15 protein-coding genes, 1 other RNA gene and 1 pseudogene are annotated in these 13,221 nt (G+C 67.8%); 6 read left to right on the plus strand and 11 right to left on the minus strand.

Annotation, left to right across the window (positions count from 1 at the left end):
• Positions 1–124: 124 nt before the first annotated feature.
• Both PHC73_RS05340 and PHC73_RS05345 read left to right on the plus strand, forming a co-directional pair.
• A pseudogene (locus tag PHC73_RS05340) lies at positions 125–739 on the plus strand (recombinase zinc beta ribbon domain-containing protein); the annotation flags it as partial.
• The gene (locus PHC73_RS05345; protein WP_300125370.1) at positions 736–1,167 is read left to right on the plus strand and encodes a LacI family transcriptional regulator; all 432 of its coding nucleotides are present in this window, start codon (positions 736–738) and stop codon (positions 1,165–1,167) included. The pseudogene PHC73_RS05340 and the gene PHC73_RS05345, both read left to right, overlap by 4 nt.
• Positions 1,168–1,181: 14 nt before the next feature.
• On the opposite strand, the gene PHC73_RS05350 is transcribed toward PHC73_RS05345, so the two are convergent.
• From PHC73_RS05350 to smpB, 4 genes are all read right to left on the minus strand, one after another.
• Positions 1,182–1,685, minus strand: coding sequence for a GNAT family N-acetyltransferase (locus PHC73_RS05350; protein ID WP_300125372.1), 504 nt, complete (start codon positions 1,683–1,685; stop codon positions 1,182–1,184).
• Entirely contained in the window at positions 1,682–1,960 is a 279-nt protein-coding gene (locus tag PHC73_RS05355; protein ID WP_066609653.1) for a DUF1778 domain-containing protein, read from the minus strand. Before PHC73_RS05355 ends, PHC73_RS05350 begins: the two co-directional genes overlap by 4 nt.
• Positions 1,961–2,399: 439 nt before the next feature.
• Positions 2,400–2,758: a transfer-messenger RNA gene (gene ssrA, locus PHC73_RS05360) on the minus strand.
• A gap of 120 nt (positions 2,759–2,878) precedes the next feature.
• A complete protein-coding gene (gene smpB / locus PHC73_RS05365) occupies positions 2,879–3,340 on the minus strand; it encodes an SsrA-binding protein SmpB (RefSeq protein ID WP_300125379.1) in 462 nt (153 codons plus the stop codon).
• Positions 3,341–3,573: 233 nt separating this feature from the next.
• Here smpB and PHC73_RS05370 point away from each other — a divergent pair, with 233 nt between their 5' ends.
• Entirely contained in the window at positions 3,574–4,026 is a 453-nt protein-coding gene (locus PHC73_RS05370; RefSeq protein ID WP_300125382.1) for a type II toxin-antitoxin system RatA family toxin, read from the plus strand.
• The gene (locus PHC73_RS05375; protein ID WP_300125385.1) at positions 4,013–4,300 is read left to right on the plus strand and encodes an RnfH family protein; all 288 of its coding nucleotides are present in this window, start codon (positions 4,013–4,015) and stop codon (positions 4,298–4,300) included. Before PHC73_RS05370 ends, PHC73_RS05375 begins: the two co-directional genes overlap by 14 nt.
• Before the next feature lie 171 nt (positions 4,301–4,471).
• On the opposite strand, the gene PHC73_RS05380 is transcribed toward PHC73_RS05375, so the two are convergent.
• The 6 genes from PHC73_RS05380 to hypE all read right to left on the minus strand — a co-directional run bounded on the left by PHC73_RS05380 (position 4,472) and on the right by hypE (position 11,291).
• A complete protein-coding gene (locus PHC73_RS05380; RefSeq protein WP_300125386.1) occupies positions 4,472–5,344 on the minus strand; it encodes an alpha/beta hydrolase in 873 nt (290 codons plus the stop codon).
• Positions 5,341–6,126: an enoyl-CoA hydratase-related protein gene (locus PHC73_RS05385; protein WP_366949805.1), complete on the minus strand. Its 786-nt coding sequence runs from the start codon at positions 6,124–6,126 to the stop codon at positions 5,341–5,343. Before PHC73_RS05385 ends, PHC73_RS05380 begins: the two co-directional genes overlap by 4 nt.
• Before the next feature lie 26 nt (positions 6,127–6,152).
• Positions 6,153–8,276, minus strand: a complete 2,124-nt coding sequence (locus tag PHC73_RS05390) for a 3-hydroxyacyl-CoA dehydrogenase NAD-binding domain-containing protein (RefSeq protein ID WP_300125387.1) — start codon at positions 8,274–8,276, stop codon at positions 6,153–6,155.
• A 10-nt stretch (positions 8,277–8,286) separates the two neighbouring features.
• Positions 8,287–9,495, minus strand: coding sequence for an acetyl-CoA C-acetyltransferase (locus PHC73_RS05395; protein WP_300125389.1), 1,209 nt, complete (start codon positions 9,493–9,495; stop codon positions 8,287–8,289).
• Between the two features lie 69 nt (positions 9,496–9,564).
• Complete coding sequence (arfB, locus tag PHC73_RS05400) at positions 9,565–9,972, minus strand: alternative ribosome rescue aminoacyl-tRNA hydrolase ArfB (RefSeq protein WP_300125391.1); 408 nt, start codon at positions 9,970–9,972, stop codon at positions 9,565–9,567.
• Positions 9,973–10,262: 290 nt separating this feature from the next.
• Positions 10,263–11,291, minus strand: a complete 1,029-nt coding sequence (gene hypE, locus PHC73_RS05405) for a hydrogenase expression/formation protein HypE (protein WP_300125393.1) — start codon at positions 11,289–11,291, stop codon at positions 10,263–10,265.
• A gap of 105 nt (positions 11,292–11,396) precedes the next feature.
• Between hypE and folE the strand changes: the two genes are divergently transcribed.
• Entirely contained in the window at positions 11,397–12,104 is a 708-nt protein-coding gene (folE, locus tag PHC73_RS05410) for a GTP cyclohydrolase I (protein WP_300125394.1), read from the plus strand.
• An 11-nt stretch (positions 12,105–12,115) separates the two neighbouring features.
• The gene (locus PHC73_RS05415; RefSeq protein WP_300125395.1) at positions 12,116–12,544 is read left to right on the plus strand and encodes a BLUF domain-containing protein; all 429 of its coding nucleotides are present in this window, start codon (positions 12,116–12,118) and stop codon (positions 12,542–12,544) included.
• A 318-nt stretch (positions 12,545–12,862) separates the two neighbouring features.
• On the opposite strand, the gene PHC73_RS05420 is transcribed toward PHC73_RS05415, so the two are convergent.
• Positions 12,863–13,221, minus strand: a 359-nt coding sequence (locus PHC73_RS05420) for an Rrf2 family transcriptional regulator (RefSeq protein ID WP_300125397.1), incomplete at its 5' end; no start/stop codon positions are given.

A 13,221-nucleotide genomic window follows, 5' to 3' on the forward strand; every position in this document is an offset into this window, starting at 1 on the left:
ACACCCGCTTGCGCGTCCGCCGGCAGGTCAGGTCAATGTCCAATGGCTGCTGCTTCATGCCCCCGGCTCCCACAGGTCAGGTTGGGCGTATTTTCGGACGGGGTGTGGGTTTTGAACAGAATCCCTAGGCGAGTTGCGGCACAAGGAGCAGTGGTACCAGGCCGAACACCCGCCCATCATCAGCCGCGAACTGTGGGACAGCGTCCACGCGATCCTGGACACGAATGGCCGAGTGCGGGGCAACACGACGCGGGCCAAGGTTCCCTATCTGCTCAAGGGGATCGTGTTCGGCAACGATGGGCGCGCGCTGTCGCCCTGGCACACCACCAAGAAGAATGGCCGCCGCTACCGGTACTACGTACCCCAGCGGGACGCCAAGGAGCACGCGGGCGCCTCGGGTCTGCCGCGACTGCCCGCCGCAGAACTGGAGTCGGCGGTACTCGATCAGCTGCGCGCGATCTTGCGTGCCCCGAATCTGCTCGGCGACATGTTGCCACAGGCGATCAAGCTCGACCCGACGCTGGACGAGGCCAAGATCACCGTGGCCATGACCCGGCTCGATGCGATTTGGGATCAACTGTTCCCGGTGGAGCAGACCCGGATCGTGAAATTGCTGGTCGAGAAGGTGATCGTGTCGCCCAATGACCTCGAAGTGCGGCTGCGCGCCAACGGCATCGAGCGTCTGGTGCTGGAATTGCGCCCCGAACCGGTGGGGCAACAAGCGGAGGCATTGGCATGAGCGACATCCGCATCCAGAAGACCGGCGAGCCGGACATCGTCGAGGCAAGTGATGGCAGGCTGACCCTGTCGGTGCCCATCCAGATCAAACGTCGCAGCGGCCGCAAGCTGGTGACTCTCCCAAACGGCGAAACCTCCCCAGTCAGGCCGTGGGATGTGGCGCCGACGTCAATTCAACTGGCGCTGGCCAGGGGCCACCGCTGGCTGGCCATGCTGGAATCGGGGGAAGCGAAGTCCTTGAAGGAGATCGCCACGCGGGAAGGGATCGATAACAGCTATGTAAGCCGGATGGTCAACCTGACCACGCTGGCGCCCGACATCGTGGCGGCCATCCTGGACGACGCGTTGCCGAACCACATCACGCTGTTTGATTTGGCGGTAGACCCGCCTGCTTTGTGGGATGAGCAGCGCGAGAGAGTCGGTCTCTGAGGCGAAGACGCCCCTCAGCTCAACATGCCCTTGAGGTCCTTGAGCATCAGGAACAAGTGGTACGGGTCAGTCGGGCTAGGCTCGAATTCCCACGACTCGTACCACTGCCGCGCCGCATCGTCCTTGGCATGGACCAGCAGGCAGCGAATGCCGGCGATGTCGGCAGCCTGAGCGGTGCGCAGCAACGCATCCTTGAGCAATGCCTGGCCAAGGCCTTTGCGCTGATGCTCCTTGTCTACCGCGAGCCGGGCCAGGATCATGACCGGTACCGGGTGACGCGCCAGCCCCTTCATCACTCTTGACGGCGCGGCATCCGGATCGACACTGCCGACGGCGAGGCTGTAGAAGCCGACCACAACGTCACCCTGGCAGCAAACGTAGGTCTGCGCGCTATTGGCCTTCTGGTTGACGAGCGCGTAGCGCTGCAGGAACTGGTTCAGCGCGGCCTGGCCACAGTCGAAAGCATCGACCTGATCCGTCGCAAGCAGCTTGCGAACGGGCAAGTAGCCATCGCTCAACCCAGCACCCCGGGTTCACGCAGCAACTTCTTCAGGCGCGGCTTGCTTTGCACCGGGCGGTCCAGTGCTTCCTGGAAGGCCTGCCACTGTGTGTCATCCAGCACGAACTGGCGACGATCTGCCAGCGTCTGCGCGGCCGCCGTCACGCCTGCGTCGAGCAGAAACTCGCTGACGTTCTTGTGGCAGGCGCGCGCGGCTTCCTGCAGCAGTTGCTTGACTGGCGTACTGGCGCGAACGTCAATGCGTTCGGTCTTGGAAAGATTCAGGGTGCTCATGGTGCCCCTCCGGACGGATCTTGATGCCCATATTGTAGTCGTCCGGACATTGTCCTGACAAGGCGTTTCTTGTCTTGGCCATCATCCAAGCACGTATATCCGTGTTGCAATGTGTCGGTAGCGATCGACAACTACCGACAAAACGCAACCGAAGAGTTTCCTCCGCCACCCGGTGCTGTAATCCAACCGCTTGATTCGTCCGCGCGTAACTCTTTGATCTGTATGGGTGTGACTGGCGGCCTTTGCGGACTTCGGGCCATTTTCAGGGAGCGAGGTCGGAGCGAGGAATGGCCAGGAGAGAGTGAAATGTGGCCGGGAACGGCCAGTTCTGGCGGGCGACGAAGTCCGCAGGCGTTCGCAGGAATCCCCAACAAGACGCGGGAGCTGGCACAAACAGACAAGAAAAAGCCCCAACTGATAACAGTTGGGGCTTCAGTATTGGTGGAGGCGGCGGGAATCGAACCCGCGTCCGCAAGTCCTCTGCCGTCGGTTCTACATGCTTATCCCAGTCTATTGATTTAACCGGCCGCCACCCGACGGGCAGGGACAGCTACCGGCGATCCTGTAAGGTTTTAACGGGTTGGCTCCAGGCTGGCCGCGCCGCGAGCCGGTGTGTGTCGACGCCTGGACCCCGGACGCACGGGCACATCCGGTCAGACGGCACCCTACTGGGTTTTAAGCAGCGAGTGCGTAGTTGTCGTCGTTGGCAACTATCTTTTTGCAGCGTGATTTACGAGGTCACTGCACCTCGGCATGCACCTTCGGTTTCGAAACCCACGTCGAAGCCAGGTCGCCCCCAAAGTCGGTGAGTAAGACAGGATAGCCGGGATGAAAGTTCCGCGCCAGTGCGGTGTGGCTCGGCGTCGTCCGATCCGGGCCTGGGCGACCCGGCGACAAGGCGCGCAACAATGGCGGGCCTCAGCGTTTTTTGAGCAGCCGGCTGCGTTCGCGCTGCCAGTCGCGCTCGCGTTCGGTGTCGCGCTTGTCGTGCGCCTGTTTGCCCTTGGCCAGGCCCAGTTCCACCTTGCACTTGCCGCGCTTCCAGTACATGGATAGCGCCAGCAGGGTGTAACCCTTGCGCTCCACGGCGCCGATCAGCTTGTTCAGCTCTTCGCGGTGCAGCAGCAGCTTGCGGGTGCGACGCGGGTCGGGTTCGTAGTGGGTGGAGACGGTCGGCAGCGGCGTGATCAGGGCGCCGATCAGGAACGCTTCGTTGTTTTTGATGATCACGTAGCTGTCGACCAGCTGCACGCGCCCGGCGCGCAGGCTTTTGACTTCCCAGCCCTCGAGCGCGATGCCGGCCTCGAAGCGGTCCTCGATGAAATAGTCGTGACGCGCCTTTTTGTTGACGACGATGCTGGCGGTGGCGGCGCTGGACATGGGAGGCAGCTGCGCGGGAACGGGCGGGCATTGTACGGGAAGCGCCGCCACGGTCGGCGCCGGCGCCCGGGACCGCCCAGCGATGCCCGAAGGACGCCCCTGCCTGGACCGCCACCCGCCGGCGGAGCCGGCGTCAGCACAAGCCTCGTCATCAACCTGCGAAGTGCGCCACGGCGGCTCCGTTATCATGCGCCGGCGGCTGCTGTGCCGCACGGCGCGGACATGAGGAGCCCATGGCGGCGGTTCGGGAGATACGCAAGGCGGTGGTGGTGGCGCACAGTGCGCCGGCCATGTTCCAGCTGGTCAACGACGTCGAGTCGTATCCGCAGTTCCTGCCGTGGTGTTCGGCGGCGCAGGTGCTGGACCGCGACGACAACTCCATGCTGGCCAGCCTGGAGATGGCGATCGCCGGTCTGCACAAGCGTGTCACCACGCGCAACCTGCTCGAGCCGCACCGGCGCATCGAACTGCGCCTGGTGGAGGGACCGTTCAGCCGCTTTCATGCGGTGTGGACCTTCGACGAGCTCGACGCGACGGCGCCGCAAACCCGTGTGGGGTTTCATCTGTCTTATGCGCTGGCCGGCCGGCTGCTCGGCGCGGCGCTGGGGCCGGTGCTGAGCGTGGTGGCGGACGGGCTGGTAGACGCCTTCTGCCGCCGGGCGGATGCCCTACATGGCCGGCCCTGAGCGCATGAACGTGGAAATCGCCTGGCCGCAGGACGGCGACTATCGGGTGGTGCGGATCGAGCTGCCGGCCGGCGCCACGGCGATCGACGCCCTGGCCGCCTGCGGCCTCGATGCCGGACAGGGCACGCTTGGCGTGTTCGGCCGGCCGGTGCAGGCGGACACGCCGCTGCGCGATGGCGAGCGCCTCGAGCTGTACTTGCCGCTGCGCCAGGACCCGAAAACGGCGCGCCGGCGCCGCGCCGCGGCGGCGGAAAAAAATCGCCCGCGACGATGAAACTTTCGGCCGCCGCCCCCGGTCTTATGCTACGAGACCTCTGCGAGGTATCACCCGCTTCCCCTCCCTGAGCGGGTTATCTTCTAACCCGGCCCCTGTGGCCGGGTTTTTTTTGCCCGCAACACTGGCCAGCGACCCACCAGGCCGCAAAGCAAGCGCTGGACGCGCTTGTTACAGCGAATGCCAGTCCGCCAGCAGCGTGCGCAGCGCCGCCACGAACGCCAGCGGCTGGTCCAGGAACAGGTGGTGGTGCGCCTGCGGAATGGCCACCACCGGCCCGCGGCGGTCCACCAGCTGGTGCACGTAGGCGCGCACCTCGGGTGGGAACAGCGCACTCTTATCGCCGTAGAGAATGCCGATGCGGCAGCGCAGCGCGCGCAGCTCCTCGGCCTGCTCGCCGACGGTGATGTGCATCAGCCCCCGGTCGTCGAACTTCCACGTGAAGTGACCTTCCGGCGTTTCGATGATCGAACGACGACCGATGTAGTCCAGGATGTAGCCGTTCTCGCAGGGCTGCTCCGGGATCAACCGAAAGCGCGCGAGCGCGCTGTCGAAATCCGGGTAGTCGCGCCGCGGGTGCCGCAGCGGGTTGCGCGCCGTGCCGGGAAACTGAAAACCCGGCGGGCGGATGGGCGAGTCGGCCATCACGAGGCCACCCACCCTGTCCGGCCGCGTGGCCGCCGCGCGCAGGCACACGGCGCCGCCCAGGCTATGTCCGACCAGCGTCACGTCGGGGCCGAAGCCGGCGTGCTCACACACGCCGAGCGCCTCGGCTGCGAAATCGTCCAGCGAATACTGCTCGCGCCGGCCGCTCTCGCCCATGCCGGATAGATCCATCGCCGCCACGCGGTGATCGGCCGCCAGATACGGCGCGATGAAGTCCCACCAATGGCTGTGCGCGCCACCGCCGTGCACCAGCAGCAGCGGCGGGCCGGACTCGCCCCAGCGGCGGTAGTGGATGGTGCAGCCGGCGACCTGCACCCAGTGCGGCTCGGCCGGGGTACCGATCGCCTCGCAGAACCAATCAGGCGCTTCGTAGATCATTTATTGTGGAACTTGCGGAACTCGGGCGGGCGCTTTTCGTTGAAGGCGCGCACGCCTTCCTTGGATTCCTCGGTGTCGTAGTACAGCGACAACGCCTGCAGGCCCATGGCGGCCTGGCCACGAATCTGCTCGCTGTCGGCGTTGAAGGAGCGCTTGGCAATCGCCAGCGCGGTCGGGCTCTTGGCCAGAATTTCGGCGCACCAGGCGGCGACCTCGGCGTCGAGCTGGTCGTGCGGGACGACCTTGTTGACCAGGCCCATGCGCTCGGCCTCCTCGGCGCTGTAACGGCGGCACAGGTACCAGATTTCGCGCGCCTTCTTCTCGCCGACCAGGCGCGCCAGATACGCCGTACCGAAGCCGGGGTCGACCGAGCCGACCTTGGGACCCACCTGCCCGAACTGCGCCCGGTCGGACGCGATGGTCAGGTCACACAACACCGCCAGCACGTTGCCGCCGCCGATGGCAAAACCCTGCACGCGGGCGATGACGGGCTTGGGCACGTCGCGGATGACGGTGTGCAGTTCCTCCACCGGCAGGCCGATGGTGCCACGCCCGCCGTAGCTGCCGGCGTGGGATTTTTGGTCGCCGCCGGTCGAGAACGCCTTGTCGCCGGCGCCGGTCAGCACGATGACGCCGATGTCCGGGTTCCAGCCGGCACGCTGGAAGGCGTGGATCAGCTCCTCGACGGTCTGCGCGCGAAAGGCGTTGTAGACCTCCGGGCGGTTGATGGTGATGGTGGCGACGCCGTCCTGTTCGGCGTACAGAAGATCCTGATAGTCCACGGGGTTTCCTTGTCGATTGGGTGAAATCAGCGCGTGTCGCGCAGTTTGCGGCCGCTGCCGGCCAGTTGCTTCAGCAGCGCCGGCGGCGCGAAACGCGGCCCGGCGCGCGCGGCGAGCGCCTCGCAGTCGGCCACGAAACGGTCGACGCCCACCGTGTCGATGTACGAAAACACCCCGCCCGCCCAGGCCGGAAAGCCCCAGCCGAGCAAGGACGCCACGTCGCCGTCGGTGGTGCTCCCCACCACGCCTTCGGCGAGGCAGCGCACCGCCTCTGCGGCCTGGATGTGCAGCAGGCGTTGCTTGACGGCCGCCACGTCCGGCTGGTGCGCGGCGCGCGGGAAGTGCTCGGCGAGCCCGGGCCACAGGCGCCGGCCGGCGTCGGTGTAGTCGTAAAAGCCCTGGCCGGACTTCTTGCCCAGCCGGCCGAGTTTTTCGACCAACAGCTCGATCACCGGCGCCGACGGCGGCGGCGTGTAGGCGCTGCCCAGATCCGCCCGCGTCTGGGTGATGACCTTGTGCAGCAGGTCGAGCGCCACCTCGTCCGCCACCGCGAGCGGGCCGAGCGGCATGCCGGCCTGCCGGCCGGCGTTTTCGAGCAGCGCCGGGGCCACGCCCTCGGCCAGCATGGCCATGCCTTCCTCGAAGTAGGTGCTGAACACGCGGCTGGTGAAAAAGCCGCGGCTGTCGTTGACCACCACCGGCGTCTTGCCGATGCGCGCCACGAAATCGAGCGCCTTGGCCAGGCACGCGTCCGAGGTCTGCCGGCCGCGGATCACCTCCACCAGCGCCATGCGGTGCACCGGCGAGAAGAAATGCAGGCCGATGAAATTCTCCGGCCGCGGCCAGTGCTCGGCCAAGCCGGTGATCGGCAGCGTGGAGGTGTTGGAGGCGAACAGGATGTCGGGCCCGGTGGCGGCGGCGGTCTTGCGCGTGGCCTCGGCCTTGATCTGGCGCTGCTCGAACACCGCCTCGATGACCAGCTCGCAGCCGGCGAGCGCCGCGTAGTCGGTGGTCGGGGTGATGCGGGCGAGCACCGCCGCCCGCTCGGCCTCACTCAGCTTGCCGCGCTCGACCTCGCGCATGAGGAGTTTTTCGACCTGCGCCTTGCCGCGCTCGGCGAGCGCCTGCTCGCGGTCCAGCAGCACCACCTCCAGGCCCGCCGTGGCGCAGGCGTGCGCGATGCCGCTGCCCATCAGACCCGCACCCAGCACGCCCACCTTGCGGAACTCGGCCTTGGGCACGTGCTTGGGGCGGGCCTTGAGCTTGCGGGCGTCGTTCAGCGCCAGAAAGCCGCTGCGGATGAGGTTCTCGGCCTGCACGGTGCTGGCGGTGACGCCGAAGTAGCGGCTTTCGATGTCGAGCCCCACCTCGATGGGCGAGCACACGCCCTCGTAGACGCAGGACAAGATGTTCAGCGGCGCCGGGTAGTTGCCACAGGTGCGCTCGTGCACCTTGGCGATCACCACCGACATGAACTCCTGCACGTCCGGGTCGCGCATGTCGCCGCCCGGCACCCGAAAGCCCTTGCGGTCCCAGGGCTGCTCGGCCTTGCCGCCGGAAAGAATCCATGCCTTCGCCTTGTCGATGAGTTCCCCGGCCGGCACCACCGCGTTGACGATGCCAGCCTTGAGGGCGTCGACCACCGGCAGGCGCTTGCCCTCCACCAGCAGCGGCACCGCGGCGCGGATGCCGATCAGGCGTGGCAGGCGCTGCGTGCCGCCGGCACCCGGCAGCACGCCGAGGGTGACCTCCGGGAAACCGATGCGCGTTTTCGGGTTGTCGGCCGCGACGCGGTAATGGCAGGCGAGCGCCAGTTCCAATCCGCCGCCGAGCGCCGTGCCGTTGATGGCGGCCACCATCGGCTTACCGGCGGTTTCGAGGCGCCGGAATACCGTGTTGATGGCGCGGCTGCTGGCTTCGAGCGTGGCGAGCGAGCGGTCGGCCAAAAAATTCTGCACATCGGCGCCGGCCAGAAAGTCTTTCTTGGCACTGGTGACCACGATGCCCTTGACGGCCGGATCGGCCAGCGCCCGCTCCACGGCCGCCACGTAGGCGGCGGTCGAGGCGTCGCTGAGCGTGTTCACGGACGCGCCCGGCACGTCCCAGGTGAGGATGGCGACGCCGTCGCCGTCCACGCGGTAGTCGATCATCGCGGTCTCCTCAAAGGCGTTCGATGATGGTGGCGGTGCCCATGCCGGCGCCGATGCACAACGTGACCAGGCCGGTGCCGAGACCGCGCCGTTCGAGCTCGTCGAGCACGGTGGCGATCAGCATGGCGCCGGTGGCACCCAGCGGGTGACCGAGCGCGATGGCGCCGCCGTTGACGTTGATCTTGTCCATCGGCACGCCGAGCAGGTCGGCAAAGCGCAGCACCACGGCGGCGAAGGCCTCGTTGACTTCGTACAGATCGATGTCGGCCGGCGTCATGCCGGCGCGTTTGAGCACCTTTTGTGTGGCCGGCGCGGGACCGGTCAGCATGATGGTGGGCTCGGTGCCGATGGAGGCGAACGCGCGGATGCGCGCGCGCGGTTTGAGGCCGAGCCGCTCGCCCGTCTCGCGATTGCCGACCAGCACCGCGGCGGCGCCGTCGACGATGCCGGACGAGTTGCCGGCGTGGTGCACGTGCTCGATGCGCTCGAGCTGCGGGTAGCGCTGCAGCGCCACGGCGTCGAAGCCGTAGTCGGCGCCGATTTTCTCGAACGACGGCGGCAGCTTGCCCAGGCTCTCGGCCGTGGCGCCGGGGCGGCGGTGCTCGTCGTGGTCGAGCAGCATCTGGCCGTCCACGGCGTACACCGGCACCACCGAACGGGCGAAGCGTTTCTCGTCCCAGGCGGCGGCGGCGCGCGCCTGTGACTGCACGGCGAAGGCGTCCACGTCGGCGCGCGAGTAGCCGTAGAGACTCGCGATCAGGTCCGCCGAGATGCCCTGCGGCACGTAGTGGCTGTGAAACGCCACCTGCGGGTCGGCGTACCAGGCGCCGCCGGCGGACGACATCGGGATGCGCGACATCGACTCGACGCCGCCGCCGATGACCAGATCCGACTGCCCTGACATGACTTGTCCTGCCGCCATGTTGACCGCCTCCAGACCCGACGCGCAGAAGCGGTTGATCTGCACGCCGGCCACGGTTTCGGCGTAGCCGGCCTCGATGGCCGCCACGCGGGCGATGTTCGAGCCCTGCTCGCCGACCGGGCTCACCACGCCCATGACCACGTCGTCGACGTTGCCAGTGTCGAGCCCAAGGCGGTCACGCAGCGCGTTCAGCACCGTGGTGGCGAGGCGAATCGGCGGCACCTGGTGCAGCGCGCCGTCGGGCTTGCCGCGTCCGCGCGGTGTGCGCACGGCGTCGTAGATAAAGGCTTCCGGCATGGCGGTCTCCAGCGGGGGCGTGAGGGACGGATCGGTCGCAAATGTTCTCATGAACGCCCGCGTGACCGGTCAGTCGTTAAGGTCCGGCTTGCGGCGCAGGCGCTTGGCGGCGCCCTGCTGCGTTTTGGCCTCCAGCCGGCGCTGCCGTGAGGCGCGGGTGGGTTTGGTAGGTCGTCGCGGCTGGGGGGCCTGTTCGGCCGCTTCGAGCAAGCCGGCCAGACGCGCCAGCGCGTCGGCGCGGTTGCGCTCCTGGGTGCGAAAGCGCCGGGCTTCCAGGACCAGCACGCCCTCGGCCGTCAGGCGCCGGCCGGCCAGGCGCGCCAGGCGCTCGCGCACGGCATCGGCCAGCGGCGTGAAGCCGCGCGTATCAAAGCGCAACTGCACGGCGCTCGACACCTTGTTGACGTTCTGCCCACCCGGCCCGCCGGCGCGGATGAACACGAACTCGACATCGCGTGGGTCGGGCGTGATCGGCATGACAGCTCCCTGAAGGACGCGCGAATCGATGCAGTGCGTGCAGCCGGGACTGGGTTGCCCGGGCGTGAATGGCGGGCGCGCAAGGCGCGGGTGTGAGCGGAAAAAAATCCAGGGACGGATTTTTTTCAGCCTCTCTAAGGAAATGTTGAAAAATTCCGTCCGTGGAATTTTTCAACTCGCCGCGGCGCGGTACACGCCCGCGCCGCGCTCCATGAATCAAGGACTTACGCCCTTGATTCATGCCGGGGCATCCTGCCCCGGAGGGAACCGCTGAATAAATCAGCGGTTCCCTAACAAATCCGCGGCAGCAGCTCGCCGGCCGGCAGATCGAGCGGGCGCTCGACACCAAACGGCCCGCGCAGCACCACCCCGCGCCCACCGACCCGGCCGATGCAAGCCGCCTGCTCGCCGCCGGGCGCCGCGCGCAGGATGGCGAGCGCCGCATCCGCCTGGGCGGCCGGCACATAGGTCACCAAGCGGCCCTCGCAGGCAACGTGCAACGGCTCGAAACCGAGCAGCTCGCAGGCCGCCGCCACCGGCGCCGAGACGGCGATCGCCGCCTCCTCGAGCCGCACGCCGCGCCCGCTTTGCATGGCGAGCTCGACCACCGCCGCGGCCAGCCCGCCGCGCGTCAGGTCGCGCGCGCAGTGCAGGTCGATGCCCGCCGCCAGCAGCGCCGCGATGACCTGGTGCAGCGGCGCGCAATCACTCAGCAGCGCGGTCTCGAAAGCCAGGCCCTCGCGCTGCGCCAGCACGGCGATGCCATGCCGGCCGATGTCGCCGCTCAGCAACACCGCATCGCCGTCGGCGATGCGCGCCGGGCGCAGGTCGACGCCCGGCGGCACCGTGCCAAGACCGGTGCTCGTGATGTAGAGACCATCCCCGCGGCCGCGCTCCACCACTTTGGTGTCGCCGGTCACCACCGGCACGCCGACGGCGTCCGCCGCCGCGCGCACCGAGCACAGCACCCGCCACAGGCTGTCCATGGGCAGGCCCTCCTCGATGATGAGGGCGAGACTCAACGCCCGCGGCCGGGCGCCCGCCATGGCCAGATCGTTCACCGTGCCGTACACCGCGAGCGTACCGATGTCGCCGCCCGGAAAGAACAACGGCCGCACCACGTAGCTGTCGGTGGTCAGCGCCGGGCGGCCGTCGGCCGGCGCCAGCACGGCGGCGTCGTGCTGCGCCGCCGCCGGGCCGCCCAGCGCCGGCAGGACGAGCTGCTCCAGCAACTGGTGCATCAACCGCCCGCCGGCGCCGTGCGCCAGCAGCACGGCCGGGTAGTCGGTGAACGGCAGCGGACAGGCGGGGTCGAACATGGCGCGCACCGGCGGGACGGGGTCACCATTTTGCCGCGCCGCTGCGCGGGATGCCGGCGATTCGGTTTAGCATGCCGCCGTCAGGCCATCGCCCGGATTTCCCCCATGAATCAGCCACAGTCCCCCACCGCCACGCAGCCGGTGTCGGCCCGCATCCGCGAGCGCCTCGAGCGGGCGCGGGTGCGCTTTCACGCCAACGACAACATCGCCGCCTTCATCGAACCCGGCGAGCTGCCGCTGCTGCAGGCCGAGGTGGAAGACAAGCTCACGCAGGTGCTGCACAGCCTGGTGATCGACACCGCCAGCGACCACAACACGCGCGAAACCGCCCGCCGCGTGGCCAAGATGTACCTGAACGAAGTGTTCAGCGGCCGCTACCGGCCGGCGCCGGACGTGACCGAGTTCCCCAACGTCGAGCGCCTGAACGAGCTCATGATCGTCGGGCCGATCACCATCCGCAGCGCCTGCTCGCATCATCTTTGCCCGATCATCGGCAAGGTATGGATCGGCATCATGCCGAACGAGCACTCGAACCTGATCGGGCTTTCCAAGTACGTGCGCCTGGCCGACTGGATCATGAGCCGCCCGCAGATCCAGGAAGAGGCCGTCACGCGCCTGGCCGACCTGCTGCAGGAGCGCATGCAGCCGGACGGGCTCGCCATCGTCATGGAAGCGGACCATTTCTGCATGCAGTGGCGCGGCGTCAAGGACACCGACTCGAAAATGGTCAACAGCGTCATGCGCGGCGTGTTCCTGACCGACGCCAGCCTGCGGCGGGAATTTTTGGCGCTGCTGCAGCACCGCCGCGCCTGAAGGAGACCACCATGCTCGTGCGACTGCTGTACGCCAGCCGCGCCCGCGGCCCCGTCACCCAGGACACGCTCGACACCATCCTGGCCGAGTCGCGGCGCAACAACCCGGCCCAGGGCATCACCGGCATCCTGTGCCACGGCGGCGAGGTCTACATGCAGGTGCTCGAGGGCAGCCGCGAGGCCGTGAACGCGCTCTACATGCGCATCGTGCGTGACCAGCGCCACGACCCGGTGACACTGCTGCACTACCAGGAAATCACCGAGCGGCGCTTCGCCGGCTGGACCATGGGCCACGTCAACCTGCACAAGGTGAACCCGTCGATCCTGCTCAAGTACTCGGCAAAGCCGCAGCTGGACCCGTTTGCCACGCCAGGCTGCGCCGCCCTGGCGCTGCTCGAGGAACTGACTGCCACGGCACAGATCGTCGGCCGCACCGGCTGAGGCGGGCCCGCGTCAAAGTTTCTGAAGAAATGCGCGTGCTGCGCATTTCTTGCGTCGCCCATCCGGTACACGCCCGGACGGGCTCGCGCGAATCAAGCCCTTGCGGGCTCGATTCGCGTCCGGCCATCCCTGGCCGGCCTCGGCGCTTGAAAAATTCACAAGCGCTCAGAGTTTGTGAAGAAATGCGCGTCCTGCGCATTTCTTGCGTCGCCCGTCCGGTACACGCCCGGACGGGCTCCCGCGAATCAAGCCCTTACGGGCTCGATTCGCGTCCGGCCATCCCTGGCCGGTCTGAGAGCTTGAAAAATTCACAAGCTCTCAGTCGACAGGGGCGCGCCCGACGTTCCCCGCCTCAGGCAGCGGGATTTCCGCCGTCGCCGGCGCCGCCCGGGCCGTGAGATCAGCCAGCGTATAGCGGTCGAGCTCGGCCAGAAACGCCCGCGTCGCGCCCATCAGCACGCCAGCCAGACCGCACTGCGGCAGGATGCGGCAGGTGTTGGTGGCGGCGTTGAAACATTCGACCAGATCGAAGCCGGGCTCCGTGGCGCGCGCCACGGCGCCGATGTTGATGTCCTGCGCCGGCCGCGCCAGCCGCAGCCCGCCCTGCTTGCCGCGGCTGGTGCTCACGTAGCCGTGGCGCCCCAGCCAGTGCACCACCTTCACCAGGTGGTGGCGCG

Source organism: Immundisolibacter sp. (assembly GCF_028696615.1).
Classification (GTDB): domain Bacteria; phylum Pseudomonadota; class Gammaproteobacteria; order Immundisolibacterales; family Immundisolibacteraceae; genus Immundisolibacter.